This window comes from Candidatus Magasanikbacteria bacterium RIFOXYB2_FULL_38_10 (genome assembly GCA_001783145.1).
Taxonomy (GTDB): domain Bacteria; phylum Patescibacteriota; class Patescibacteriia; order Magasanikbacterales; family UBA10003; genus GWC2-40-17.
In genome coordinates this window covers 1251-2172 of the sequence record MFQT01000005.1, presented here as the reverse complement: position 1 = coordinate 2172, position 922 = coordinate 1251, and the positions used below count along the sequence as shown (strand labels likewise).

Here is a 922-nt window from a genome sequence, read left to right as displayed (position 1 = left end):
CTTATCAACCGCCTTCGCTACATTTCGCCAATCCAAAACTTCGTTTTGTCTTAGCGAAACGTTTGATAAGCGCGCCTCATTAGGCGAAATTGCCCAAAATCCATTTCAATCTTTTCTCATAATTAGTAACAATTTTTCATAAAAATGAATAAGGAAGAAATCATAAATAAAACTGTCGAGTTTATCAAATCTAAACTCACCGGCGAAGGTTCTGGTCATGACTGGTGGCATGTTTATCGTGTGTGGAAGAACGCCGTCCATATTGGCAAACATGAGAATGTGGATTTGTTCGTCGTTGAACTCGCCGCCCTGCTTCATGATATCGCTGATTGGAAATTTAATGATGGCAACGATGATGTCGGTCCGCAGTTGGCTAGAGAGTGGCTTGAAAAATTGGCAGTCGATGAAAATATAATTTCTCATGTTTGCCAAATCATCAAAGACGCTTCGTTCAAAGGCGCGGGCGTCATGACAAAAATGAAAACAATCGAGGGCATGGTGGTGCAAGATGCTGATCGATTGGATGCGGTTGGTGCTATCGGAATCGGCAGAACCTTCGCCTACGGTGGTGCGAAAGGACGAGAGATGTATAATCCCGAAATTAAGCCTGAAAAACACGAGTCATTTGAGCAATATAAAAATAATCAAAGCCACACGATAAATCATTTTTATGAAAAATTGTTACTCTTGAAAGAATTGATGAATACTACGACTGCGAAAAAAATTGCCGAGAAACGACATAAAGTAATGGAGGATTTTTTAGACGAATTCTTTCAAGAATGGGAAGGAAAAGATTGAAATGGATTTTGGGCAACTCAAGCCCTACGGGTCGCCTAACAACTTGTATCAGGTTACAAAAATTTGCACTTTTGAATGATAATAAGGAAAGCAAATTTTCTCCACCCAAATTTTTTCTCACTAC

1 protein-coding gene is annotated in these 922 nt (G+C 39.7%); it reads left to right on the top strand.

Translation table 11 applies throughout. The features are described 5' to 3' along the window. Nucleotides 1-144 precede the first annotated feature (144 nt). Nucleotides 145-798, top strand: a complete 654-nt coding sequence (locus tag A2294_03375; protein ID OGH85984.1) for a phosphohydrolase — start codon at nt 145-147, stop codon at nt 796-798. The last annotated feature ends 124 nt before the right edge of the window (nt 799-922 follow it).